Origin of the sequence: Kitasatospora sp. YST-16 (assembly GCF_026802215.1) — a bacterium.
GTDB classification, from domain to species: domain Bacteria; phylum Actinomycetota; class Actinomycetes; order Streptomycetales; family Streptomycetaceae; genus Kitasatospora; species Kitasatospora cineracea.
In genome coordinates, this window is the sequence record NZ_CP113837.1 from 4570207 (window position 1) to 4593080 (window position 22874).

The window sequence follows — 22874 nt, forward strand, 5'->3', positions numbered from 1 at the left end:
GCCGCCGGTAGCCGCTGGTTCTGCCCCCTCCCGCTCTGGCAAGCTGGACGCCATGTGCGGACGCTTCGCCTCCTCCACCGAACCCGCCGAACTGGTCCGCCTGTTCGGCGTCGAGCAGTGGGACCCGACCGAGACGATCGCCCCCAGCTGGAACGTCGCCCCCACCGCGCGGACCTATGCCGTCCTCGACCGCGCCCCGCGCGGACAGCGCCGCCCCGTGCGCCAACTGCACACCCTGCGCTGGGGCCTGGTGCCCGGCTGGGCGAGCAGCCCCGAGACCGCGGTCAAGATGATCAACGCCCGGGCGGAGACCGTCCACGAGAAGCCCGCCTACCGGCAGGCGTACGCCTCCCGGCGCTGCCTGATACCCGTCGACGGCTACTACGAGTGGCAGACCGCCCCCACCGACGACGTCTCCCGCCCGCCCCGCCGCCCCTACTTCGTGCACCGCGCCGACGGCGCGCCGCTCGCCCTCGCCGGGCTGTACGAGTTCTGGCGCGACCGCGAGCGCCCCGGCGACCACCCCGACGCCTGGCTGGTCACCTGCACCGTCGTCACCACCGCCGCCGAACCGCTGCTCGCCCCCGTCCACGAGCGGATGCCGCTCTACCTCGGCCCCGACCGCTGGGACGCCTGGCTCGACCCGCACGCCGAGACCGCCGACCTCACCCCGCCCCCGCCCGGCGACCTGCGCATCCACGCCGTCCCCGACGAGGTCGGCAGGATCCGCAACAACCACCCCGGCCTGACCCGCCCGCTCACCGAGGACGACCTCACCACGCTGTTCTGAGCCCGCCCGGCCGCCGCGGCGGGGGAGCCGGGCCCGGGTACGCTCGGCGCCGTGCAGCAGATCGTCGAGACCCCGGCCGGGGACGCCCGGCTCCACTGGTTCCGGGCCGCCGGGGCGCGGGCCGTCCTGCTCCTGGGGCACGGGGCGGGCGGCGGCGTCGAGGCGCCCGACCTGCAGGCGCTGGCCGCCGCGCTGCCGCGGCGCGGCGTCACCGTGGTGCTCGCCGAGCAGCCCTGGCGGGTGGCCGGGCGCAAGCTCGCCCCGGCCCCGGCCGCCCTCGACGCCGGCTGGCCCGCGCAGTTCGCCGCCGCGGCCGGGGAAGGGCTGCCGGTGTACGCGGGCGGCCGCAGCGCCGGCGCCCGGGTCGCCTGCCGCACCTCCGCCGCCCTCGGCGCCGCGGGCGTCCTCGCGCTGGCCTTCCCGCTGCACCCGCCCGGCAGGCCGGAGAAGAGCCGGGCGGACGAGCTGCTCGCCACCGGCCTGCCCACGCTGGTCGTGCAGGGCGGCGCGGACACCTTCGGCACCCCCGGCGAGTTCCCGGAACTGCCCGCCACCCACCGCCTGGCCGGGGTCCCGCACGCCGCGCACGGCTTCAAGGTCCCGAAGAAGGCCCCGCTGACCCAGGACGAGGCGCTGGACCTGGTCACCGCGGCGGTCACCGACTGGCTCCGCTGAGCCCGCGGCGGCAAGGCCGCGGTGGCGGACGTGAGTTGCGCCTCGGTGCGCGGGGCCGGGAATGCGGCGGCGGTCGACGGGGTTGCACGAGTCGTCAGAACATGCCCCCGGTGGAAAGGCAGGGTCCATGGGTTCGATCGCGTGCCGCGAGCGGCCGGAAGAGCGGGCCGCGCAGTCCGCGCTCCTGCCGGACTGGTCGGAGTGGGTTGTCGCGGGCGAGAAGCCGGTCAGCCCGATATCCTCGCTTGCGGGTCGGCCCGAGGTGGGCCGTGTGCGGGTTTCCGAGGAGGTGGGTCCGGTCGTCGGGACCGATGACGCGGCCGTGTCGGGCGCTGCTGGCGCCGACCAGGGCCGACCGGAGGGCGAACAGCTCACCGGCGACGAACTGGCCGAGGCGATCGGCGAGGACACCTTCCGGGTGTCCGAGAACGAGAGCGAGCAGGCCAGGCGCGCACGCTTCGAGCGCGACGCGCTCGGCTACCTGGACCCGATGTACTCGGCGGCGCTGCGGATGACCCGCAACCCGGCCGACGCGGAGGACCTGCTCCAGGAGGCGTTCGCCAAGGCGTACGCGTCGTTCCACCAGTTCCGCGAGGGCACCAACCTCAAGGCCTGGCTGTACCGCATCCTCACCAACACCTTCATCAACTCGTACCGCAAGAAGCAGCGCGAACCCCAGCGCACCGCGGCCGAGGAGATCGAGGACTGGCAGCTGGCGCGCGCCGAGTCGCACATGTCGACCGGGCTGCGCTCGGCCGAGACGCAGGCGCTCGACCACCTGCCGGACAGCGACGTGAAGGACGCGCTCCAGGCCATCCCGGAGGAATTCCGGATCGCGGTGTACCTCGCGGACGTCGAGGGCTTTGCGTACAAGGAGATCGCGGACATCATGGGTACACCCATCGGTACGGTGATGTCCCGACTGCACCGTGGCCGCCGTCAGTTGCGCGGCATGCTGGAGGACTACGCCCGCGAGCGGGGGCTGGTCCCGGCCGGTACCGGTGCAGGGCAGGAAGCGAAGGGCGCGGGCTCATGAGCTGCGGCGATCCGCACGAGACCGAGTGCGGAGAGGTGCTCGACCACCTCTACGAATTCCTCGACAACGAGATGCCCGAGGGCGACTGCGCCAAGCTGCGGGTGCACTTCGACGAGTGCTCGCCGTGCTTGGAGAAGTACGGCCTGGAACAGGCGATCAAGGCGCTGATCAAGCGCTCCTGCGGGTGCGACGCGCCCCCGACCGACCTGCGGGCCAAGGTGCTGGCCCGGATCGACTCGATCCGCACCCAGCGCTCGGGAGAGGTGGACACCTCGGTGATCGAGGTGTCCGCGGTGAGCGTCGAGGTGACGGTCGACGGGACGGCCGGACACGGCTCCGCGGTGGCGACCGCCGAGTAGCACTCACTCGATCGGGTGAGCTGTCGCTGCTCCGGCTGCGGCAATACGCGATCGTGCGCCGCACCCGCGCGGGCGGGCCCTATTCTCTGACGAGTCCTCACGTCGGAGGGCCCGGAACGGGCTGGGGAGGCCGAGATCGCCAGCGGAAGCGAACGCGAGCGGAGCGCCGCCGCCCTGCCGGGGCGGGCCGTGGGCTACCTGGCCGCCGTCCTGGCGGCCGCGTTCGCGGTGCTGCTGCCGCTGGCCGCGGCCGGCCCCCGGCCCGACTGGCCCCGGATCGGCCTGCTGGCCCTGCTGCACATGTGCCTGGAGTCGCTGGCACAGGGCGCCCGCACCCCGTGCGCCCGGGTCTGGCGCCGGCTGCGCGGCCGCCCCGCCGACGAGGCCCCGGCCGACCCGCGGGGCAGCGGCTTCTTCCCGGTGCTGTTCGCGGGCGTGCTGATGCTGCCGCCCGCCGCGGCCGCCCTGGTCGCCCTGCCCGGGGCGCTGCTCGGCCCGGCCGTCCACCCGCGCGGGCTGCGCCGGGTGTGGAACGCCGCCCAACTGGCCCTGGCCGCGGCCGCCGCCGCCGAGGTGTTCCGGCTGCTCGGCGGGGTCCGGCTGCTGCTCGGCACCCGCTTCCCCGGCGCCGCGCTGGGCGCGCTGGCCGCGATCCTGACGTTCTGCCTGGTCAACGGCGTGCTGGTGGCCGGCATGGTCCGGCTGACCTGCGGCGCCGCCGGGCCCGGCGCGGCCCGGGCGCTGCGCCGGGCCGCGCCCGCCGCGCTGCTGCACGGCGCGGGCGGCCTGATGATCGCGGTGCTGTGGCAGGGCCCGTACGGGGCGTTCGCCGCCGTGCTCGGGCTGCTGCCGCTGACCATCACCGCCTGGCTGTCCGCGCAGGGCCACCGCGAGCGGACCGCGCACCGGGCCACCGTGCAGGCCCTGGTGCAGGCCGTGGAGATCAAGGACGCCTACACCCGCGGCCACAGCGAACGGGTCGGCCGGGCCTCGGTGCTGATCGCCCGCCAGCTCGGCCTGGCCGAGGACCGGATCCGCACCCTGCACTTCGCCGGGACGCTGCACGACGTCGGCAAGCTCGCCGTCGCCACCGAACTGCTGCGCCGCAACGGGCCGCTGACCGACGCCGAGCGGCGCGCCGTCGAGGTGCACCCGGTGTTCGGGCACGAGCTGGTGCGGCAGCTGGACTTCCTCGGCGAGGGCCGCGACGGCATCCTGCACCACCACGAGCGGATGGACGGCCGCGGCTACCCGCACGGGCTGACCGGGGAGCGGATCCCCGAGTTCGCCCGGATCATCTCGGTCGCCGACGCCTTCGACTCGATGACCTCGACCCGCTCCTACCGGCGCGGGCGCCCCGTCCCCGAGGCGGTCGCCGAACTGGAGCGGTGCGCCGGCAGCCAGTTCGACCCGGTGATGGTCGGCGCGCTGGTCGAGGCCGTCGCCGAGCACGGCTGGCAGCCCGAACCGCCGCCGCCCGGCGGCTGGGACGGCGAGGTGCCGGACATCCCGCTCGGCGTGCCCGAGCCGGCCCGGCTGCCCCAGCAGTCCGGCACCGGCCTGCCGGCCGGGGAGCGGCGTGAACACCCGCCGCCGCCCGGCCCCGGCCGACCTGCTGCTCGCCGCGGCCGTCACGCTCGGGGCCGCCGCCGTCCTGCACGCGCTGGCCGACGGCGTCGCCCAGCGCGGCGTCGCCCTGGCCTTCGCCGGGCTGATCGGCCTCGGCCAGTGCGCCGGGCCCGCGCTGCCCGGCGACCGCGAACCCGCGCCCGTCGCCACCGCCGTCGCCCTCGCGTACGCGCTGCTCGGGCCGCTGCACGGGCTGCCCACCACGCACGGGATGCTGCAGGTCGCGGGCGTCACCGCGGTCGGCACCCTGCTCGGGCTGGGCACCCAGCTCGCCGGGCAGTGGGCGCTGGCCGCCGTCCGGCACCGGCCGCGCGCCCCGCTGGCCGGCCTGGACGCCGCCGCCCGCCGACTGGTCACCGTCGCGTTCGCCGCCCTGCTGTTCCAGCCGCTGTACAACTCCGGCGTCACCGACCGGATGCCCGGACCCGCCTACGGGGCGCTGCTCGCCGGGGTCGCCGCGCTGACCGCGCTCGGCGACGCGGTGCTGGCCGCCGCCCAGCAGTGCGCCCGCACCGGGCTGCGGTACGCCGCCGCGCTGGACGACCAGCTGCACGCGCTGCTCGGCATCGGCTCCGCGCAGGTCGCCACCGGACTGCTGCTGAGCCTGCTCGCCGGGGAGGCCGGGCTGTGGGCGCTGCCGGTGTTCTGCCTGCCGCTGATCCTCGCCCAGGCGTCGTTCCGGCGGGCCGTCGCGGTGCGGGCCACCACCGGGCAGACCATCGAGACGCTGGCCCGGGCCACCGAGATCGCCGGGTACACCACCCCCGGGCACGCCCGCCGGGTCGCCGACACGGCGTGCGCGCTGGGGCGCGAACTCGGCCTCGGCAGCCGGGAACTGACGCTGCTCGAGTACGCCGCGCTGATGCACGACATCGGGCAGCTGTCGCTGGTCGAGCCCGTCCCGGGCGGGGCCACCGCGCTGCTGCCGGACGGCGAGCAGCAGCGGATCGCCCGGCTCGGCAGCGAGGTGATCCAGCGCACCGGGGTGCCCCGGCAGGTGTGGCAGCAGGTCGCCAGGCTGGCCGACCCGTGCCGCCTCGCCGACGGCCGGCACGACCCCACCCTGCCGCTGGCCTCCCGGATCATCCGGGTCGCCAACGCCCACGACGACCTGCGCACCGCCGCCGCCGACCGTCCCCGGGCCGGGCTGCTCGACCCGCTGGAACACCTGCGCCTGGACGCCGGGCACGGCTACGACCCGGTGGTGCTGGACGCGCTGGCCCGGCTCGGCCGCCGCGGTCACCGCGCCGCCCGCGGCCCGGACCGCCGCTGCCGCCCGGCGGCCTGAATGGCCGCGCGGGGCGCGCGGCCGGGGGCGGGCGTGGTTGGATGCGGTCGTGGCGGGAAGACCCGGAGGCGGGGCGACCCGGTGACGACCGACGGCAAGGGACCAACGTGAGGATCTTCCACCGCGCACGGCACCGTCCGTCGGCGACCTGGCGGCAGACCACCGACCGTGCGTTCACCCTGATCGGAGACGGCCGCTACGAGGACGCCGGGGCGTTGCTGGTGATGGCCGCCGACCTGGAACCGTGGCTGTCCGACTCCTGGTTCAACCTGGCCCTGCTGCACAAGTTCCGCCGCGACTGGGAGCAGGCCCGCTCGGCCGGCCTGCGCGCCGTCGCGCTGCTCGACCGCCAGCACGGCGCCCCGGACTGGTGGAACCTCGGCATCACCGCCACCGCCCTGCAGGACTGGCCGCTGGCCCGCCGCGCCTGGCAGGCGTACGGGCTGCGGCTGCCCGGCGGGCCCGGACTGGACGGGCCGATCGAGCTGGACCTGGGCACCACCCCGGTGCGGCTGTCCCCGGACGGCGAGTCCGAGGTGGTGTGGGGGCGGCGGCTCGACCCGGCCCGGATCGAGGTGCTGTCCATCCCGCTGCCGTCCTCCGGCCGCCGCTGGGGCGAGGTGGTGCTGCACGACGGCGCCCCGCACGGCGAGCGGGTCGCCGACGACGTCGCCTACCCGGTCTTCGACGAGATCGAGCTGTGGGCGCCCTCGCCCGTGCCGACCTGGGTGGTGCTGCTGCAGGCCGCCACCGCCGCCGACCGGGACGCGCTGGAGAAGACGGTGGCCGACGCCGGGTACGCCGCCGAGGACTGGACGTCCTCGGTGCGGCTGCTGTGCCGCACCTGCTCGGAGTCCCGGATGGCCATCGACGACGGCCACACCGCGCACCACGACCCGCACGACGACGGCGACCCGCTGCACCCCGGCCACCTCAGCCACCTCAGCCAGGGCGCGGCCGGCGGCCCCTGGCAGGTCGAGCGCGAGTGCGGGATCGCCGCGCCCGCCGGCCTGGTCCGGGCCCTGCTGGAGCGCTGGGCCGCGGCCTCCCCGGCCACCCGCGCCTACCGGGACCTCGAAGAGGTCTGCTGACCCGGGGCCGCCCGCGGCCGGAGCGCGCCCCGTACCCTGGACCGGTACACCAGGCGGATGCGGACGAAAGCGGAACCGAGCGATGGCCGAGCAGCACGACCACGAGCACGACCACGACCACGAGGACGGCGAGCCCCAGCGGGTGGTCGGCGAGGAGCCGGACCTGTCCAAGGGCACCGCGCGTCCGATCACCGTGGTCGGCAACCCGGTGCTGCACCGCGAGGTGAAGACCGTCACCGCGTTCGACGGCGAGCTGTCCGCGCTGATCGACGACATGTTCCAGTCGATGTACGCGGCGGAGGGCGTCGGCCTGGCCGCCAACCAGATCGGCGTCGACCTGAAGGTCTTCGTCTACGACTGCCCCGACGACGAGGGCGTCCGGCACATCGGGCACGTGGTCAACCCGGTGCTGGAGGAGCTGCCGGCCGGCCGCCGGGCGCTGGACGACGGCCAGGAGGGCTGCCTGTCCGTCCCCACCGCCTACCAGGAGCTGGCCCGCCCCGACTACGCGGCCGTCACCGGCCAGGACAAGGACGGCAACCTCGTCCGGGTCGAGGGCACCGGCTTCTTCGCCCGCTGCCTGCAGCACGAGACCGACCACCTGTACGGGTACCTGTACATCGACCGGCTCTCCAAGCGGGACCGCAAGGACGCGCTGCGGCAGATGGCCGACGGCACCCCCAAGTACGCCACCGTCCCCAACGACTGACGGTACGGCGGAGGGCCGCACCCCCGCGGGGGTGCGGCCCTCCGTGCTGTTCTGCGTGCTGTTCTCCGGGCCGGTGGCGGCCTAGAAGTCGTCGTCGAAGGAGACCGAGCCCTCGACGGCGATCTGGTAGGCGGAGACCCGGCGTTCGAAGAAGTTGGTCAGCTCCTGGACGTTCTGCAGCTCCATGAAGCCGAACGGGTTGGTGGAGCCGTACCGGACCGGCAGGCCGAGGCGGGCCAGGCGCTGGTCGGCGACCGCCTGGAGGTACTCGCGCATCGACTCGGTGTTCATGCCGGGCAGGCCCTCGCCGCACAGGTCGCGGGCGAACTGGAGCTCGGCCTCGACGGCCTCCTCCAGCATCTCGGTGACCTGCTGGGCCATCTTGTCGTCGAAGAGGTCGGGCTCCTCCTCGCGGACGGTGTCGACCACGGAGAACGCGAAGTCCATGTGCATCGACTCGTCGCGGAACACCCAGTTGGTGCCGGTGGCCAGGCCGTGCAGCAGGCCGCGGCTGCGGAACCAGTACACGTAGGCGAAGGCGCCGTAGAAGAACAGGCCCTCGACGCAGGCCGCGAAGCAGATCAGGTTGAGCAGGAAGGCCCGGCGGTCGTCCTTGGACCGCAGCGAGTCGATGTGGTCGACCGCGTTCATGTACTTGAAGCAGAACTGGGCCTTCTGCGCGATGGAGGGGATGTTCTCCACCGCGGCGAAGGCGGCGTTGCGGTCCTCCGGGTCGGGCAGGTAGGTGTCCAGCAGCGTCAGGTAGAACTGGACGTGCACGGCCTCCTCGAACAGCTGCCGCGACAGGTAGAGGCGGGCCTCGGGGGAGTTGATGTGCTTGTAGAGGCTCAGCACCACGTTGTTGGAGACGATCGAGTCACCGGTGGCGAAGAACGCGACCAGCCGGCCGATCATGTGCCGCTCGCCCTCGGAGAGCTTGGCGAGGTCGGCGACGTCGGAGTGCAGGTCCACCTCCTCCACGGTCCAGGTGTTCTTGATCGCGTCCCGGTACCGGTCGTAGAACGACGGGTAGCGCATCGGACGCAGCGTCAGCTCGAAGCCCGGGTCGAGCAGCATCTTCTTCTGGTCTTCGGAGCTCATTACTGGCAGGCCTCGCAGGACTCGGGGTTCTCCAGCGAGCAGGCGATGGCGTCCTGCTCGGCCTGGGAGAGGGAGGGGGTCTGCACCGGGACGGGGGCGGCGGTGCGGGCGGCTCCGGACGCGGCCTGGGCGATCCGGGTCGCCGGGCGGGAGCGCAGGTAGTAGGTGGTCTTCAGCCCGACCTTCCAGGCGTAGGAGTACATCGAGGAGAGCTTGCCGATGGTCGGCGCCGCCATGAACAGGTTCAGCGACTGGCTCTGGTCGATGTACGGCTGCCGGGCTGCGGCCAGGTCGATCAGCGCGCGCTGCGGCAGCTCCCACGCCGTGCGGTACAGCGAACGGACCTCCTGCGGCAGCCAGTTGAACTCCTGGATGGAGCCGTTGGCGTCGCGCAGCGCGTCCCGGGTGGTCTGGTCCCAGACGCCCAGCTCCTTGAGCTCGCGCACCAGGTACGGGTTGACCTGGAGGAACTCGCCGGACAGGGTCTCGCGCTTGAACAGGTTGGAGACCTGCGGCTCGATGCACTCGTATACGCCGGCGATGGACGCGATGGTCGCGGTCGGGGCGATGGCGAGCAGCAGCGAGTTGCGCAGGCCGACCTCGGCGATCCGGGCGCGCAGGGCGTCCCAGCGCTCGGCCCACTGCGGGTTCGCGGACTCGAAGTGGTCGACGTGCAGCTGGCCGCGGGCGGCCCGGGTCTCGCCGTACGCCTCGTGCCGGCCGAACTGCTCGGCCAGGTCGGCGGAGCGCTCGTACGCGGTGAGCATGATGCGCTCGGCGATCAGGGTGGAGAGGGCGACCGCCTCGGCGGAGTCGAAGTCGATCCGCAGCTGGAAGAAGACGTCCTGCAGGCCCATCACGCCCAGGCCGACCGGGCGCCAGCGGGAGTTGGACGTCCCGGCCTCGGTGGTCGGGTAGAAGTTGATGTCGATCACGCGGTCCAGGAAGGTCACCGCGGTGCGGACGGTGGCGTCCAGGCGGTCCCAGTCCATCGCGTTCAGCAGGTCGGCGGCGGTGGCGCCGGGGGCGACGTGCGCGCCCAGGTTGACCGAGCCGAGGTTGCAGACCGCGGTCTCCGAGTCGTCGGTGACCTCCAGGATCTCGGTGCACAGGTTCGAGGAGTGCACCGTGCGGCCCGGCAGCGCGGTCTGGTTGGCGGCCCGGTTGGAGGCGTCCTTGAAGGTCATCCAGCCGTTGCCGGTCTGCGCCAGGGTGCGCATCATCCGGGCGTACAGGGTCTGCGCGGGGATGGTGCGCACGGCCTTGCCCGCCAGCTCGGCCTTCACGTACGCCTCGTCGAACTCGGCGCCCCACAGGTCGACCAGCTCCGGCACGTCCGCCGGGGAGAACAGCGACCAGTCGGCGTTGGCGTTGACCCGGCGCATGAACTCGTCCGGGATCCAGTGCGCCAGGTTCAGGTTGTGGGTCCGGCGGGCCTCCTCGCCGGTGTTGTCGCGGAGCTCCAGGAACTCCTCGATGTCGGCGTGCCAGGTCTCCAGGTACACGCAGGCCGCGCCCTTGCGCCGGCCGCCCTGGTTGACCGCCGCCACGGAGGAGTCCAGGGTGCGCAGGAACGGCACGATGCCGTTCGACTGGCCGTTGGTGCCGCGGATCAGCGAGCCGCGGGAGCGGATCCGCGAGTAGGACAGGCCGATGCCGCCGGCGTGCTTGGACAGCCGGGCGATCTGCGCGTACCGGTTGTAGATCGAGTCCAGGTTGTCCAGCGGCGAGTCCAGCAGGTAGCAGGAGGACATCTGCGGGTGCCGGGTGCCGGAGTTGAACAGCGTCGGGGAGCTGGTCAGGTACTCCAGCCGGCTCATCAGGGTGTACAGCTCGGCGACCTCGCGCACCGACTCCTCGGTCGTCCCGACCGCCAGGCCCGCCGCCACGCGGAGCAGGAAGTGCTGCGGGGTCTCGACCACCTTGCGGGTGATCGGGTGGCGCAGCAGGTAGCGGGACTGCACGGTGCGCAGGCCGAAGTACTCGAAGCGGTCGTCGCCCGCCTCGTCCACCAGCGAGTCGAACAGGTCGGCGTGCTGCGCGACGAACGCGGCGGTGGCGTCGCCGATCAGGCCCTCGGCGTGGCCCACGGCCACCGAGGAGGAGAACGAGGTGACCTGCTGGGTCGCGGCCTCGTCGCGGATCTCCAGCGCCAGCAGGCGGGCGGCCAGCTTCGAGTACTGCGGGTCCTCGGCGATCATCGACGCGGCGGCCTCCACGGCCAGCCCGCGCAGCTCGGCGAAGTCCGAACCGGCGTGGCGGCCGCGCAGCGCGGCGGCGGCGACGTGGCCGGGGTCCACCTGGGGGAGGTCGGTGCTGCGGTCGGTGAGCAGCCGGAGCAGCGCCGCACCGGGATCGGTGAAGGCGTCGGCGGATCCCTGGGACGGCAGGGTGACTGAGGCGGCGACGGTCAAGGCGCACTCTCTCCTGTGGCGGCGGCGGACGTGGCTCGGGTGTCCGGGACCGCACGCGGCCAGGGGAGGGCAGCACGAAGGAACGAGAACGCGTTCCGGCGCGCCGAAGACCACCCCCGGTCCGCCCGCGAGACCGGACGGCAAAGCTGTGCTGCATGGCGTCTGCGGGGATGCCGTGTCGCACACCGTCGGCAGGTCCTCGGACTGCGCGGGCGTCGCTGCAGCCCGCTCACCGTTGCGGGGCAGTCCCGGACTTCCACCGGGTTCCCCTGCGTCGACAGCGAGAGTGAGCATACATGTTGTGGTGGCTGGATCTGGAAGCACCAGATGTAGTAGCGCGTGTCGCGTCGGCGGCGCCGCGCGTAGACAACGAAACTGCCCGGGAACCGCCTCAGAACCGCATCGTGTAGACCCACAGGTCCATTCCGGGCGCCGCCGACCAGTCCCGCCCGGGGGTGCGGACGAAGCCCAGCGCGTCGTAGATCCGGTGCGCGGCGGTCATCGACGGCCGGGTGGAGAACGCCATCCCGGCCAGTCCGAGTTCCCGGCTGCGCCCGATCGCCGCCGCCACCAGCGCCCGGCCGACGCCGCGGCCGCGGGCCGCCGCGCCGACCGCGAGCATCCGGATCTCGCCCTCGCCGGGCCCGGCGACGTCCGCCCACGCGGTGCCGCCGGGCGCGAAGGTCACGCAGCCGAGCACGGCTCCCGCGTCGTCGACGGCGACCAGGAGCTCGGCCTCCCGGTCGCGGCGGGCGGTGTCGCGCAGGAGGCCGACGTACGGGGAGTCGGGGCGGGTGTGGCCGTCGCCGACGAAGGCCTCGACGCTGACCTCCCCGGCTCCGGCGAGGTCGCGCTCCAGGGCGCGGCGGACGGTCGGGGAGTGCATCCGGACAGTGTGCCGGACGGCCTCCGGCGGGGATCGGCCAGGTCCGGGTCGAAGGGGTAGCCGGTCGGCCGGTGCACGGCGTCGCGGCCGGTCCGGCCGTTGCGGTCCAGGTCGCGGCCGACCAGGACGCCGAGGAGTCCGAAACTGCCGATGAGGCCCAGCAGGGCGAGCGCGGTGGTCATGCCTCCACTGTCCCGGCGGGCCGGGGCCGCCACGAGTGGCAGGAACGCACCATTGCCACGAAATCCTGCCACTGCCATCCTGGCCCGATGCGGATGCTGAACAACGTCGCCGTCGTCGTGCTGGAAGAGATCCACCCCTTCGAACTCGGGGTGGCCTGCGAGGTGTTCGGCCTGGACCGGAGCGAGTCCGGCCTGCCGGTCTACGACTTCGCCCTGGTCGGCGACCGCCCCGGCCCGATGCGCACCCACGCCGGCTTCACCGTCGACGTCCCGCACGGCCCCGAACGGATCGCCGAGGCCGACCTGGTGATCGCCACCGCCACCGGCATCCGCACCCACTACCCCGAGGCGCTCTGCGCGGCGCTGCGGGCCGCCCACGACCGCGGCGCCCACCTGCTGTCGATCTGCTCCGGCAGCTTCCTGCTCGGCGCGGCCGGCCTGCTCGACGGCCGCCGCTGCACCACCCACTGGCGCTACGCCGACCTGATGGCCGAGCGCTTCCCGCTGACCACCGTCGAACCCGGCGTGCTGTACGTCGACGACCACCCGGTGATCACCTCGGCCGGCACCGCCGCCGGCATCGACGCCTGCCTGCACCTGGTCCGCAAGGTGCAGGGCGCCGAGGTGGCCCGGGAGATCGCCCGCCGGATGGTGGTCGCCCCGCACCGGGACGGCGGGCAGGCCCAGTTCATCAACCGCCCGGTGCCCGAGGGCGGCGGCGAGTCGCTGGCCGGGGTGCTGGAGTGGATGCGTCGCCACCTCGACCGGGAGACCGGCGTCGACCAGCTCGCCCGGCTCGCCCACATGTCGCCGCGCACCTTCGCCCGCCGCTTCCGCGAGGAGACCGGCACCACCCCGCACCGCTGGCTCACCGGCCAGCGGGTGCTGTTCGCGCAGCGCCTGCTGGAGTCCACCGGGGAGGGCGTGGACGCGATCGCCGCCCGCTGCGGCTTCGGCAACGCCGCCACCCTGCGGCACCACTTCGGCCGCCGGCTCGGCACCACCCCGCAGGCCTACCGGCGGGCCTTCGGCGGCCCGCGCCGGGTCACCGGGCCGCAGCACCAGGACGCCTGAGCGCGGGGCGCCGCGGCAGCCCGCGGGGCGGGCCGGGGCGGGACGCTGCGGCAGCCCGCAGGGCGGTGGCGGTGGCGGTGGCGGCGGCGGGCCGGGGCGGAGCGAGGCGGCGGCGGGCCGGTCTCAGGCCGACAGGTGCTCGGTCCGGTTCCACCCGGCCGGGCGCAGCCGCCCCTCGCGGGCCCGCCACAGGCTGGTCGAGCAGTTCGCCACCGGCGGCAGCGCCAGCAGATCCTCCTCGGCCGGCCGCTCCAGCACGTGCCGCAGCATCAGCACCGTGCAGTCGTGCGCCACCACCAGCACCGGCCGGCCCGCCTCCTCCTCGCCCAGGTCGCGCAGCAGGTCGCGCACCCGCAGCGCCACGTCCAGCCAGGACTCGCCGCCCGGCGGCCGGTAGTACAGCTCGCCCATCCGGCGCCGCCGCTCGGCCTCCGCCGGGTGGTCGCGCTCGATCGCGGCCTTGGTCAGCATCTCCAGCACGCCCAGCTCGCGGTCCCGCAGCCGCTCGTCGTAGCGCACCGGCAGCCCGACCGGGACGGCGCCCAGCCCGGACGCCTGGGCCAGCGCGATCCGGGCGGTCTCCGCGGTGCGCACGTACGGCGAGCACCACACCGAGCGGGGCCGGTCGGCGGGCGGCCGCCCGGCCCACCAGCGGCCCAGGTCGCGGGCCTGGTCCTGGCCGTGCAGGGAGAGCGGGATGTCGGCGTCCCGGCAGGTGATCGGGACGGAGAGCGCGCCGCTGGCGTCCGCGTGCCGGAACTCCACGTTGGCGGTGGACTCGCCGTGCCGGGTGGCGATCAGGACCGAGGGCAGTCTCGGCCCCCCGTCCGGCTGCGGTGCCTCCGGTCGGTGCCCGTTGCGTACCGTGGTGAGGTCGGTCATGGCGGTGGCTCCCCGTGGTCGGTGGCGCGTGCGGTGCGCCCGTCTCTCCCGGGTCTCTCCCGTGAACGGGCAGTCATAACAGATGGTCGCGCCGTCACCCCAGTGTCGATCGGGGCAACGGCGCGACCACAGGGCGCACGGTGGGGAGGTCTGCGCCCCCGGTGCGTCAGTGCGCCGCCGCGGGCTGTGGAGCGCGCTCCACGGCCTCGTCACCGGCCTCCGCGGAGTAGTCGGCCTTCGAGGTCTCGTCGGCCCCCTCGGGGGCCTTCAGGGCCCGCAGCACCAGCGTCAGGACCACCGCCACCGCCAGGTTCAGCACGAACGCGGTCAGACCGATGTAGCCGGTCTCCCCGATGCCCGGGATCTTCGCGTTGCTGCCGCCGAAGTGCTTGGTGGCCGCCGAGGACACCCCCCACGCCATCCAGGTGCCGTACACCATGCCGACCGCCCAGCCCGCCAGCAGCGCCCAGCGGTGGAACCACCGGGTGAACAGGCCCGCCACCAGCGCCACCGCGGTCTGCAGGATCCACAGGCCGCCCAGCAGCTGGAAGTTGATCGCCACCTGCTTGTCCATCAGCAGCACGAACACCAGCGCGCCGACCTTCACCAGCAGCGAGGCGATCTTCGCCACCCGGGTCTCCTCGGCCGGCGTCGCGTCCGGCTTCAGGAACTCCTTGTACACGTTGCGGGTGAACAGGTTCGCCGCCGCGATCGACATGATCGCGGCCGGCACCAGCGCGCCGATCCCGATCGCCGCGAACGCCACCCCGGCGAACCAGGACGGGAACATGTCCGCGAACAGCTGCGGCACCGCCAGTTGGCTGTTGTAGCCCTTCACGCCCTTGCCCACCCCGGCCGCGATCGCCAGGAAGCCCAGCAGCGCCAGCAGCCCCAGCATCAGCGAGTACGCCGGCATGATCGCCATGTTCCGGCGCACCGTGTTGCGCGACTTCGACGCCAGCACGCCCGTCACCGAGTGCGGGTACATGAACAGCGCCAGCGCCGACCCGAACGCCAGCGTCGCGTACGCCCACTGCCCGGACGGCCCGACCACCAGCGCCCCGCTCGGCTTCCCGGTCGGCCCCGGCGTGGCGAACTTGTGCTGCGCCGCGTCGAACACGTGCCCGTAGCCGCCCAGCCGCATCGGGATGTAGACCACCGCCACGATGATCACGACGTAGATCAGCGCGTCCTTGACGAACGCGATCAGCGCCGGCGCCCGCAGCCCCGAGGAGTACGTGTACGCGGCCAGCACGCCGAACGCGATGAACAGCGGCAGGTCCTTCAGGAACCAGTTGCCGCTGCCGCCCACGCCCAGCACGTCCAGCACCGCCTGGATGCCCACCAGCTGCAGCGCCACGTACGGCATGGTCGCCAGGATGCCGGTCAGCGCCACCGCCACCGACAGCCCGCGCGAGCCGTACCGGCCGCGCACGAAGTCCGCCGGCGTCACGTACCCGTGCACCCGCGAGACCGACCACAGCCGGGGCAGGAACAGGAACACCAGCGGGTACGCGATGATCGTGTACGGCACCGCGAAGAAGCCCGCCGCGCCCGCCGCGTAGATCGCCGCCGGCACCGCGATGAACGTGTACGCGGTGTACAGGTCGCCGCCCAGCAGGAACCAGGTGATCCAGGTGCCGAAGCTCCGGCCGCCCAGCCCCCACTCGTGCAGGTGCTCGGCGTCCGCGGCCCGGCGCCAGCGGGAGGCCAGGAAGCCCATCACCGTCACCGCGGCGAAGAACAGCAGGAAGACCGTCATCGCGGTCCAGTCCACGTGCTTCACGACTTGCCCCCGTCCGACGGCTGGGCGGGCAGGACCGGTCCGGAGACGGCGGAGGCGGCCTTGCGGGCCGCCTCGTCGCGCCGGATCAGCAGGTACGCGGCACCGGTGAACAGCGCCGACACCGGCACCCACATCAGCTGGTACCAGTAGAAGAACGGCAGGCCGCCGAACTCGGGGGAGGTCTTGCTGTAGGACGGCACCCACAGCACCACCACGATCGGCACCAGCAGGCACAGGCCCGCCAGCACCCGGGCGGGGGAGACCACGGGCGGTGCGCCCGGGGCAGGGACTTGCGACGACGACACGAGCGGCTCCCGGATGACGAGGAGTCACCTCAGTGGCACCGCAACGCACATGCCTGTGCGCCCGCCGAGCAGCACCCTCGGTGATCGAAAGGTCCCCGAGAGGCTAGGGCAGCGGAGCGACCCGTGTCACTACCCTGTCAACCCGGATCGCCCCGGTACCCCGAACAGGTCAGGCCGCCGGGCCGGTCGCTCGGACCGCCCGTTCAGGACGGCCGGTTCAGGACGGCCGGTTCAGCCGGGTGATGAACTTGTAGCGGTCGCCCCGGTAGATCGAGCGCACCCACTCGACCGGCGCGCCGTCCGCGTCGAAGGAGTGCCGGGACAGCTGCAGCATCGGCAGGCCCAGGTCGGAGCCGAGCAGGCCGGCCTCGCGCGGGTTGGCCAGGGTGGTCTCGATGGTCTCCTCGGCCTCCGCGACCGTCACCCCGTAGACCTCGCGCAGCGCGGTGTACAGCGAGTTGTGCTTGGCCAGGTTGCGCCGGAGCGCGGGGAAGCGCTTGGCGGACAGGTGCGCCACCTCGATCGCCATCGGGTCGCCGTTGGCCAGCCGCAGGCGCTCGATCCGCAGCACCCGGCCGCCGGGCTTGATGTCCAGCAGCGGGGCGAGCCGGTCGTCGGCCGAGATGTAGGCGACCTCGACCAGCCGGGAGGTCGGCTCCAGGCCCTGGGCCCGCATGTCCTCGGTGTACGAGGTGAGCTGGAGGGCCTGGGCGACCTTCGGCTTGGCCACGAAGGTGCCCTTGCCCTGGATGCGCTCCAGCCGGCCCTCGACGACCAGCTCCTGCAGGGCCTGCCGGACGGTGGTGCGCGAGGTGTCGAACTGGGCGGCCAGCGCGCGCTCCGGCGGGACCGGCGTGCCGGCCGGCTGGGTCTCGGTCAGCTGCAGCAGGTGCCGCTTGAGCCCGTAGTACTTGGGGACCCGGGCCGTGGCGGTGGCAGGGCCGGTCTGGGTCGGCACGGTGGAGCCCTCGGCGAGCGCCGCCGTGTCCCTGTCGCCACTCATGGCAGCTCTCACTCCTCGTTGGAGGCGGTCCCTTAACGGACCCCTAAGTCCTATGTAACAGCACATGTTTGCACGCACGGGAGATCGAACGTGAGCCCCCGGCCGCATTCGCGCGCCCGCGGCGGGTCCGCGGGCGGGTACGCGACGGGCCCGGAACGGGCGCCTGGCGCCCGCCCCGGGCCCGTCCCGAGTGTCTCAGCCGGCCTTGGCGGCCGTCACCGCGAGCCCCGCCAGGGCCTCCGCGGCGGCGATCGCGCAGACCCGGGAACCGCCGTAGGTGGCCAGCGTGGTCACGCCGCTCGGGGCGAACAGCTCGGCCGTCCCGTGGGCGGTGCCGATCTCCACCACGACCGCGTCCGGCCGGTGCTCGACCAGGGCCAGCGCGGCCCGGCGCATCCAGCCGTGCCGGTGCGCGTCGCGCACCACCAGCACCAGCGGGCGGCCGACCGCCGCGCCGAGCAGCGGGGCGGTGTCGATCTCGGCGTCCTCGGCGGCCACCGCGACGTGCAGCAGGCCGGAGCCCTCGGTCACGGTCGCGGGCGGGGCGACCCGGCTGGAGGTGGTGCCGGGCACCAGTTCGGCCAGCGGGCCGGCCACGCCCCACGGGGTCTCGTCGCCGGCCGCGATGTTCGCGCCGGGGGAGAATTCGACCACGTGCGGGACGCCGCCCAGCGGGCGCAGCTCGCCGGTGACCCGCAGCGCCCGGCGGGCGGCGGCCAGGCCGACGCCGACCTCGGCCTGCTGACCGACCAGCGAGGCCCGGACGCCGGCCGACCAGCGGGCGACGGCCCGGTTGCGCTCGGCGGCCTCGTGCAGCCGCTCGGCGGACAGCCGGCCCTCGCGGACCGCCCAGACCAGCGCGTCGCGCAGGTAGACGAAGGCGTCCTCGTCCTGCAGGCCGCCGCCGACGCAGATGGTGTCGGCGCCGGCCGCGACGGCCCGGACCGAGCCGGCCGCGACGCCGTGGGTGCCGGAGATGGCGCCCATCTCGATGCCGTCGGTGACGATCAGCCCGTCGAAGCCGAGCTCCTCGCGGAGCAGGCCGGTGAGGATGCGCTGCGACATGGTCGCGGGCAGCTGGGCGTCGTAGGCGTCGAACAGGATGTGCGCGGTCATGATGCTCTTCACGCCGGCCGCGATGGCGGCGCGGAAGGGCAGCAGGTGCGCGGCGAACTGGTCCAGGGCCAGGTCGATCCGGGGCAGCCCGAGGTGCGAGTCGCCGGCCGTGTCGCCGTGGCCGGGGAAGTGCTTGGCGCAGGCCGCGACGCCCGCGGACTGCAGGCCGCGGACGTACGCGGCGGTGTGCCGGGCGGCCAGCTCGCCGTCGCCGCCGAAGGAGCGGACGCCGATCACCGGGTTGTCCGGGTTGGAGTTGACGTCCGCGTCGGGCGCGTAGTTGAGGTTCACGCCGACGCTGGACAGGTCGAAGCCGATGGAGCGGGCGACCCGCTCGGTGAGGTCGGTGTCGTCGACCTCGCCGAGCGCCAGGTTGCCCGGGTAGGAGGAACCGCTGACCACCTCGAGGCGGGTGACGTCGCCGCCCTCCTCGTCGGTGGCGACCAGCAGGTCGCCGTTGAGCGCGTACAGCTCCGAGGTCAGCGCGGCGACCTGCTGCGGGGTGCGGATGTTGCGGCCGAACAGGGCGACGCCGCCGAGTTCGCCGTCGCCCAGTCTGCGGCGCAGCCACTCCGGCGCGGTCAGACCGGCGAAGCCGGGCTGCAGGACCGCTCCGGCGTCGCGGAGGAGATCGGCGCTTTCCGTACCGGGCATCGCCTTGGTTCCTTCCCTGGAGGTGAGAGAGGTGTTTCAGGTGCAGTGGGGGTGGGGGAGGGGGCTTAGCCCTTGACCGCACCGGCGGTGAGACCCGCCGACACCTTCTTCTGGAAGAACACGAACAGGATGATCACGGGCAGCGAGACCAGCAGGCCGCCGGCCATCTGCGCGCCGTAGTCCGCGCCGCGGGTGGGAGTGGTCGAGTAGAACGTCAGCCAGGTCATCGAGGTGTTCATGCCGCTGGTGCCCAGCAGGGTCTTGGCGACGATGAACTCGTTCCAGGCCTGGATCCAGCTGTAGACCGAGGTGGTGATCAGGCCGGGCAGGGTGAGCGGCAGGATGACGCGGAAGAACGCGCCCCACTGGGTGCAGCCGTCGACCATCGCGGCCTCGTCCAGCTCCGCCGGGATGTTCACGATGAAGGAGCGCAGCGTCCAGATCACGTACGGGACGGTGAAGACCAGGTAGGCGAGGATGACGCCGAACAGGCCGCCGGTCATGTTGAGGCTGTTCATCACCACGAACAGCGGGATGATGATCGCCAGCAGCGGCACCATCTGGACCACCAGCATGGTGACGATGAAGAAGTTGCGGCCGCGGAAGTTGAACCGGGCCACGCCGACCGCCGCCAGGAAGCCGACCGCGACGCCCAGCACGACCGCGCCGAGGGTCAGCACCAGGGTGTGGCCGAGGCTGGGCAGGAACTGGTCGTCGTCGAAGATCGTCCGGTAGCTGTCGAGCGAGAACGAGGAGGGCCAGAAGGTCGGGTCCTTGGAGATCAGGTCCCGGTTCGTCTTGAACGTGGTGATGACCATCCAGTAGATCGGGAAGGCCATCACGACCGCCACGACCAGGGCGACGGTGTTCCAGACCCAGGTCATGGCGCCGCTGCGGCCGACCTCGGTCTCCTTGGACTTCTTCCGCTTGGCCGGGGCGAGCGGAAGCGGGGTCTTCGGAGCGGTGGTGGAGACGTCCGTGGTCATCGCTCGTTGGCTCCGATCTTGAGCATCTGGCGGATGTAGTACACGAGGACCGCCAGCATCATGAGGATCATGGCGATCGAGATCACCGAGGCTTCGCTGTACCGGGAGGCGACGATGCCCTGCATGTACAGGTAGGTGCCGATGGTCCGGTAGCCGGGTTCGGGCGAGGTGTTGCGCAGCGCGAAGATCTGCGCGAAGACCTGGAAGTCCCAGATGAAGCTCAGCGCGGTGGAGATCATCAGGAACGGCCGGATGACCGGCAGGGTGACGTTGCGGAACGCCTGGAAGCTGTTGGCGCCGTCCAGCTTGGCGGCCTCCATCAGCTCCTTGGGCACCTGGGTCAGCGCGGCGTACAGGCCCAGGACCAGGAAGGGCAGCGCGCCCCAGATGACGACCGCGGCGCCGACCACGTAGAGGCCGACGTGCGGGTCCGCGAACCAGTCGTAGTTCTTCCAGCTCTCGTCGCCGGTGACCAGGTACGCGATGTAGTCGACGACGCCGCCCTGCGGGGAGAACAGCCAGCGGAACACCTGGCCGTTGACCAGTGCCGGGATCGACCAGACGAACATCATCACCGTGATCACGGTGACCCGGACCCAGTTGGAGACCCGGTTGAGCAGCAGTGCCAGCGCCATCGACAGCACCATGGAGAGGATGACCAGCTCCGCGGTGAAGTAGATCGAGCGGAGCACGACCTGCCAGAACTCGCTGTCGCCGAAGACCCGGGAGAAGCCGTCGAAGCCGATGTACTTCGCCCGCTCCGGGTGGACCAGCAGCGCGTACTTGTTGACGTTCTGGAACGCCAGGTCGACCAGCCGGTACAGCGGGTACGCCAGAACGCCCGCCAGTACGACGACCGCGGGCAGCAGCAGGGTGTAGGGGATGTAATGGCCGGCCGCGAAGAACCCGCGCCGCTGCGGCTTCCCCGTCGGGGCAGGCCCCTGGTTCTCGGACCGGGTCACGGTCTCGTTGGTGGTCACACTCATCAGGGTCCTTCCCGGGCCCGCGGATCTGGTCGGTCCTGGCGCACGGGTGGGCAGTCCGCGGTATCGCGGACTGCCCACCCCCTTATCCGGCGCTCAGTGCGGTGGTCCGTCCGGGGAGCACCGTTGGACTCCCCGGGCCGACCTGCGGTTCAGCTGGAGCTGGATCAGCCGTTCAGGGTCTTCAGAAGGTCGTCGTTCGCCTTCTTCAGCTCGGTGGCCGGGTCGCCACCGGCGGCGATCGCACCGAAGGCGGTCTTCAGCGCGGTCTCGTTGGTGCCGGACCACAGCGGGGTGTTCGGGATGAACCAGGTCTCGCCCTGGGCCGCGTCACCGGTCGCCTTGTTCGCCGGGTCGGCGGCCTTGTAGGCGTCGACCAGGTTCTTGGCGTTCGGGATGGCGTGCTTGGCGAGCAGGGTCTGCTGCGCGGTGTTGGTGAAGATCTGCAGGAAGGTCGCGCCCAGGCCGGGGTTCTTGGCGTTGGTCGGGACGGCCAGGTCGGAGCCGCCCAGGAAGGCCGGGGTGGTGCTGCCGGCCGCAGCGCCCGGGAGGGCGAAGGTGGCGAGCTTGTCCTTCAGGGACGGGTCGCCGGTCTTCGGGTCGGCCACGGAGGAGAGCTCCCAGCCGTTGCCGACGATGGAGGCGATGTTGCCCTTGGCCATCAGGGCGTCCTGGGTGGCCTCGTCGGAGGTGGTGCCACCGGTGGAGAAGTTCTTCTGCAGGTCGTTCCAGGTCGAGATGCCCTCGATGAACTTCGGGTCGGCCAGGGTGCTGGCCCACTTGTCGCCGTCCTTCTTGGCGATGACGTTCTTCACGCCGTAGGTGCCGGCGCCGAAGGAGACGGCGGTGTACCAGTTCTGGCCCGGCAGGTACATCGCGGAGAAGCCCGGGGTGTTGGCGTTGGCGGCCTTGACCTTGGTCAGGGCGTCCTTCAGCTCGGCCAGGGTGGTCGGGGCCTGGGTGACACCGGCGGCCTCGAAGAGGTCCTTGCGGTAGATCACGACGCGGGCGCCGGCGTAGTACGGGACGGCGTAGGTCTTGGAGCCGTCGGCGGACTGGCCGGAGGCGGCCAGCGAGTCCAGCCACTTGTCCGAGTTGTCGAACTTGCTCTTGGCCGAGGTGAGGTCGACGAACGAGTCGGCGTCGATGTACTTGGCGGCCTGGGTGTTGCCGACCTCGATCGCGTCGGGGGCGTTGCCCGAGAGCAGGGCGGTGTCGAGCTTGGTGGTGTAGTTGGTCCAGGTCTGCCACTGGATGTCGACGTCGGCGCCGGTCTTCTGCTTGAACTCGGCCTTCGCCGCCTCGACGACCTCGTTCCAGCCCTTCTGGGCGTCGTCCATCAGCCAGACGGTGATCTTCTTGCCCTTGCCGTCCGTGCTCAGGACATCACCGCTCGACTTGCTGCCGGACGAAGACGACGAGCAGGCCGAGGCGACGAGCACGGTGGCGATAGCGGCCACGGCTGCGATCTTGCGGTTCAAACCATCCTCCAGAGGGATGAGCAAGGTAGGGCACCGGGCTGCTGGGCCGACTGGCCTGGAGCTGCGTTGTGCCGTATGTGGGGAACGTCACCGGGTGACACGGATACGAACTGCCGGGGCCGGCGGGCCGATCCGTGAGGTGGAGTAGACCATTGGTTTAGACCAACGCCTGGAGGTTGGCATGGACCAATGACGAGCGTCAAGGGTTCAAAGAGCGGTTGCACAAGCCGTTATCAACGCTTGACTCGGCCGTGTTGGACTGGACCAACCCCGGGAGGAAATAGGACCTATCGGGACACCTTGCCGTCGCGGCGGCGGAGCGGGTGGTCCGGGACCGCATATTTGTGCGGTCATGTCAAGGGCGGGTTCGGGCCCGGCCGTTGACCCGGCACCCGCAGCCCCCGTGCCCGCCCCGCGCGCCCGCGTGCGAGGCGTCCCCGAGTG

General features: G+C 72.8%; 19 protein-coding genes, 1 pseudogene and 1 riboswitch. Of the genes and pseudogenes, 9 read left to right on the forward strand and 11 right to left on the reverse strand.

From position 1 onward, the window contains the following. The first annotated feature begins 52 nt into the window (after positions 1–52). The 8 genes and pseudogenes from OU787_RS21020 to def all read left to right on the forward strand — a co-directional run bounded on the left by OU787_RS21020 (position 53) and on the right by def (position 7577). Complete coding sequence (locus OU787_RS21020) at positions 53–790, forward strand: SOS response-associated peptidase (RefSeq protein WP_268660265.1); 738 nt, start codon at positions 53–55, stop codon at positions 788–790. 51 nt (positions 791–841) lie between these two features. Next, positions 842–1465 carry an alpha/beta hydrolase family protein gene (locus tag OU787_RS21025; RefSeq protein ID WP_268660266.1) on the forward strand — a complete coding sequence of 208 codons (624 nt, stop codon included), beginning with the start codon at positions 842–844 and terminating at the stop codon, positions 1463–1465. Between the two features lie 322 nt (positions 1466–1787). Beyond that, on the forward strand, positions 1788–2501 hold the full coding sequence (locus tag OU787_RS21030; protein ID WP_081967205.1) for a sigma-70 family RNA polymerase sigma factor: 714 nt from the start codon (positions 1788–1790) through the stop codon (positions 2499–2501). After that, positions 2498–2860: a mycothiol system anti-sigma-R factor gene (gene rsrA / locus OU787_RS21035; protein WP_030462816.1), complete on the forward strand. Its 363-nt coding sequence runs from the start codon at positions 2498–2500 to the stop codon at positions 2858–2860. The genes OU787_RS21030 and rsrA overlap by 4 nt, the downstream gene beginning before the upstream one ends. 300 nt (positions 2861–3160) lie before the next feature. Further along, a pseudogene (locus OU787_RS21040) lies at positions 3161–4432 on the forward strand (HD-GYP domain-containing protein); the annotation flags it as partial. Between the two features lie 7 nt (positions 4433–4439). After that, positions 4440–5777: an HD-GYP domain-containing protein gene (locus tag OU787_RS21045; RefSeq protein WP_268660267.1), complete on the forward strand. Its 1338-nt coding sequence runs from the start codon at positions 4440–4442 to the stop codon at positions 5775–5777. A gap of 107 nt (positions 5778–5884) precedes the next feature. Next, complete coding sequence (locus tag OU787_RS21050; protein WP_268661899.1) at positions 5885–6868, forward strand: tetratricopeptide repeat protein; 984 nt, start codon at positions 5885–5887, stop codon at positions 6866–6868. A gap of 82 nt (positions 6869–6950) precedes the next feature. Further along, positions 6951–7577, forward strand: a complete 627-nt coding sequence (gene def / locus OU787_RS21055) for a peptide deformylase (protein ID WP_268660268.1) — start codon at positions 6951–6953, stop codon at positions 7575–7577. Positions 7578–7658: 81 nt separating this feature from the next. Here the strand turns inward: def and OU787_RS21060 are convergent, their stop codons facing one another. The 3 genes from OU787_RS21060 to OU787_RS21070 all read right to left on the reverse strand — a co-directional run bounded on the left by OU787_RS21060 (position 7659) and on the right by OU787_RS21070 (position 11978). Beyond that, positions 7659–8678 (reverse strand): ribonucleotide-diphosphate reductase subunit beta, encoded by a 1020-nt coding sequence (locus tag OU787_RS21060; RefSeq protein WP_268660269.1) that lies wholly within the window; start codon positions 8676–8678, stop codon positions 7659–7661. Continuing rightward, positions 8678–11092, reverse strand: a complete 2415-nt coding sequence (locus OU787_RS21065; RefSeq protein WP_268660270.1) for a ribonucleoside-diphosphate reductase subunit alpha — start codon at positions 11090–11092, stop codon at positions 8678–8680. The genes OU787_RS21060 and OU787_RS21065 overlap by 1 nt, the downstream gene beginning before the upstream one ends. A 173-nt stretch (positions 11093–11265) precedes the next feature. Further along, positions 11266–11392, reverse strand: a riboswitch (cobalamin riboswitch). A gap of 91 nt (positions 11393–11483) precedes the next feature. Further along, positions 11484–11978 (reverse strand): GNAT family N-acetyltransferase, encoded by a 495-nt coding sequence (locus OU787_RS21070; RefSeq protein WP_268660271.1) that lies wholly within the window; start codon positions 11976–11978, stop codon positions 11484–11486. A gap of 275 nt (positions 11979–12253) precedes the next feature. Between OU787_RS21070 and OU787_RS21075 the strand changes: the two genes are divergently transcribed. After that, the gene (locus OU787_RS21075) at positions 12254–13234 is read left to right on the forward strand and encodes a helix-turn-helix domain-containing protein (protein WP_030457809.1); all 981 of its coding nucleotides are present in this window, start codon (positions 12254–12256) and stop codon (positions 13232–13234) included. A 123-nt stretch (positions 13235–13357) separates the two neighbouring features. On the opposite strand, the gene OU787_RS21080 is transcribed toward OU787_RS21075, so the two are convergent. The 8 genes from OU787_RS21080 to OU787_RS21115 form a co-directional block, all read right to left on the reverse strand. Then, on the reverse strand, positions 13358–14116 hold the full coding sequence (locus OU787_RS21080) for a histidine phosphatase family protein (RefSeq protein WP_268660272.1): 759 nt from the start codon (positions 14114–14116) through the stop codon (positions 13358–13360). A 166-nt stretch (positions 14117–14282) separates the two neighbouring features. Next, on the reverse strand, positions 14283–15878 hold the full coding sequence (mctP, locus tag OU787_RS21085) for a monocarboxylate uptake permease MctP (RefSeq protein ID WP_035953734.1): 1596 nt from the start codon (positions 15876–15878) through the stop codon (positions 14283–14285). A 20-nt stretch (positions 15879–15898) separates the two neighbouring features. Continuing rightward, the gene (locus tag OU787_RS21090; protein ID WP_268660273.1) at positions 15899–16168 is read right to left on the reverse strand and encodes a DUF3311 domain-containing protein; all 270 of its coding nucleotides are present in this window, start codon (positions 16166–16168) and stop codon (positions 15899–15901) included. Positions 16169–16424: 256 nt separating this feature from the next. Next, positions 16425–17210: a GntR family transcriptional regulator gene (locus tag OU787_RS21095; RefSeq protein ID WP_030457805.1), complete on the reverse strand. Its 786-nt coding sequence runs from the start codon at positions 17208–17210 to the stop codon at positions 16425–16427. 195 nt (positions 17211–17405) lie between these two features. Further along, entirely contained in the window at positions 17406–18980 is a 1575-nt protein-coding gene (locus OU787_RS21100) for a glycoside hydrolase family 3 protein (protein ID WP_030457804.1), read from the reverse strand. Positions 18981–19045: 65 nt separating this feature from the next. Beyond that, the gene (locus OU787_RS21105) at positions 19046–19966 is read right to left on the reverse strand and encodes a carbohydrate ABC transporter permease (protein WP_030457803.1); all 921 of its coding nucleotides are present in this window, start codon (positions 19964–19966) and stop codon (positions 19046–19048) included. Further along, positions 19963–20952: a carbohydrate ABC transporter permease gene (locus tag OU787_RS21110; RefSeq protein WP_030457802.1), complete on the reverse strand. Its 990-nt coding sequence runs from the start codon at positions 20950–20952 to the stop codon at positions 19963–19965. The genes OU787_RS21105 and OU787_RS21110 overlap by 4 nt, the downstream gene beginning before the upstream one ends. A 164-nt stretch (positions 20953–21116) precedes the next feature. Further along, positions 21117–22409, reverse strand: coding sequence for an extracellular solute-binding protein (locus OU787_RS21115; protein WP_268660274.1), 1293 nt, complete (start codon positions 22407–22409; stop codon positions 21117–21119). Between the last annotated feature and the right edge of the window lie 465 nt (positions 22410–22874).

Bases quoted from the DNA above. Each gene is read 5' to 3' on its own strand.
- OU787_RS21080 (WP_268660272.1), bottom strand. From the start codon at position 14,116: ATGACCGACCTCACCACGGTACGCAACGGGCACCGACCGGAGGCACCG.
- OU787_RS21020 (WP_268660265.1), top strand. From the start codon at position 53: ATGTGCGGACGCTTCGCCTCCTCCACCGAACCCGCCGAACTGGTCCGC.
- OU787_RS21100 (WP_030457804.1), bottom strand. From the start codon at position 18,980: ATGCCCGGTACGGAAAGCGCCGATCTCCTCCGCGACGCCGGAGCGGTC.
- OU787_RS21105 (WP_030457803.1), bottom strand. From the start codon at position 19,966: ATGACCACGGACGTCTCCACCACCGCTCCGAAGACCCCGCTTCCGCTC.
- OU787_RS21060 (WP_268660269.1), bottom strand. From the start codon at position 8,678: ATGAGCTCCGAAGACCAGAAGAAGATGCTGCTCGACCCGGGCTTCGAG.
- OU787_RS21070 (WP_268660271.1), bottom strand. From the start codon at position 11,978: ATGCACTCCCCGACCGTCCGCCGCGCCCTGGAGCGCGACCTCGCCGGA.
- OU787_RS21075 (WP_030457809.1), top strand. From the start codon at position 12,254: ATGCTGAACAACGTCGCCGTCGTCGTGCTGGAAGAGATCCACCCCTTC.
- OU787_RS21095 (WP_030457805.1), bottom strand. From the start codon at position 17,210: ATGAGTGGCGACAGGGACACGGCGGCGCTCGCCGAGGGCTCCACCGTG.
- rsrA (WP_030462816.1), top strand. From the start codon at position 2,498: ATGAGCTGCGGCGATCCGCACGAGACCGAGTGCGGAGAGGTGCTCGAC.
- OU787_RS21110 (WP_030457802.1), bottom strand. From the start codon at position 20,952: ATGAGTGTGACCACCAACGAGACCGTGACCCGGTCCGAGAACCAGGGG.
- def (WP_268660268.1), top strand. From the start codon at position 6,951: ATGGCCGAGCAGCACGACCACGAGCACGACCACGACCACGAGGACGGC.
- mctP (WP_035953734.1), bottom strand. From the start codon at position 15,878: ATGACGGTCTTCCTGCTGTTCTTCGCCGCGGTGACGGTGATGGGCTTC.